This window comes from Streptomyces sp. MA5143a, from assembly GCF_900290235.1.
GTDB lineage: Bacteria > Actinomycetota > Actinomycetes > Streptomycetales > Streptomycetaceae > Streptomyces.
In genome coordinates, this window is record NZ_OLMK01000140.1 from 1 (window position 1) to 1,415 (window position 1,415).

Genomic DNA, 1,415 nt, shown 5'->3' on the forward strand with positions numbered 1-1,415 from the left:
TCACCACTGACAACGCACCGTGACCTTGCGTACGCACCCGCAGACGCGTACGAATCACCGGCCGCGCGGCGTCGGTGTCACTCGCCGAGCCCCACCAGGTTGGGGATCTCCTGCGTGGCGTACCACAGCAGCTCGTGGTCGTCCGCGCCGTCGACGATGAACTGGGCGTCGTCGTCGCCCTGGTCCGCCGCGCCGAGCGCGTCCGCCGCCTCGGCCACCTCGGCCTCGGCCTCCGCCGAGTCGACGTGCACGGCCGCCGCCTTGGACAGCGGCACGGGCCCCGCGACCCGCACCTCGCCGAGCGCCGTCGGGTCGAGCCCCCGGTCGGGATCGGCGACCGCGTCCCGGTCGGCCACGTCCACCGCCACGACGACCCGGCGCCGAACAGCACCCGGCTCCACGGCGACCAGCCGCAACGACGCGAGCGCGGCGCGGTTCAGGGCGGCGTACTCCAACTCCTCGATGTCGTCGGACAGGTACCACTCGCGCAGCGCGGGCGTGACGGCGTACGCGACGAAGGGCCCCTCCCCCAACTGCCCCGTCTTGTACGCCTCGGCGAGCCCGGGAAGGGTCAGGGGGACGTAGACGCGCATGGCAGGCCGCTTTCGTAGTCGTGTTCGCTGTCAGGCTCCGCGGAGGGCTCCGACGAGGGGCCACCCCCGCCGGGAACGATCCGTACCCGCAGGGAGCGCTCCCGCACCCCGGAAGGTGCCCGGGGCGGTACGAGAGGTCGGTCCCGACGGTCCTTCAGGATACGTGCGGCGTCCCCTTTCGAGCCCCCGCCCGCCCCTCCTGCCCCGTCCACCCCGCACCCACCGCCTCACCCGGCCCATCCCGGCCGCAGCGGGCCGGAACCCCGCCCTCATCACCCTGATAGGTGAACGTTCCGGGCCCTCCGCCGCTCGTCGTCGTTCCTTGCGGCGCCGGCCTCCCGCCTCGTACAAGATCCCCAACGCGAAGTTACCGAGTGGTACCAGCGGCTCACCGACTCCGAGGAACGGGATCCCGATGAACAAGGTCATGACCAGGACCCAGCGCCGCCCCGGCACCCGCCCGCCCGTACGCCACGACACCCGCCGCCCCGGCCGCACCCCCGCCCGCACGACACCGGGCGGCGGCCGTGTATCGACCGCCGCGCGGGGCAGGACCGCCGTCGCTCTCCTCCCCGAGGTCCTCACCGCTCCCGCCGCCCTGCGGCCCCGCCCCACCGACCGCTTCGCGGACCTTCTGCTGGCCGTCCTGAGCGGCCGCCGCCCCGTCCACAGCATGCTGCGCCACACCGCGGGCCGCGCCTACGACGAACTGGCCTGGCTCGCCGAACGAGGCCCCCTGCGCGCCGCCCACGGCACGGACCCGGTCATCCGCGACATCGGCTACTACGTGGCCGCTCCCGGCGCCCTGGAGGTCTTCGCCCG

The 1,415-nt window shown here is 74.3% G+C and carries 2 protein-coding genes; one reads left to right on the forward strand and one right to left on the reverse strand.

Going from position 1 to position 1,415, the window contains the following annotated elements; translation table 11 throughout:
* Window positions 1-77: 77 nt before the first annotated feature.
* Window positions 78-593: a DUF6912 family protein gene (locus tag SMA5143A_RS41510; RefSeq protein WP_055540093.1), complete on the reverse strand. Its 516-nt coding sequence runs from the start codon at window positions 591-593 to the stop codon at window positions 78-80.
* Window positions 594-1,008: 415 nt separating this feature from the next.
* On the opposite strand from SMA5143A_RS41510, the gene SMA5143A_RS41515 reads away from it, so the two are divergent.
* Window positions 1,009-1,415 (forward strand): Rv3235 family protein (locus SMA5143A_RS41515; RefSeq protein WP_107467961.1); only part of this gene is annotated, 407 nt, incomplete at its 3' end.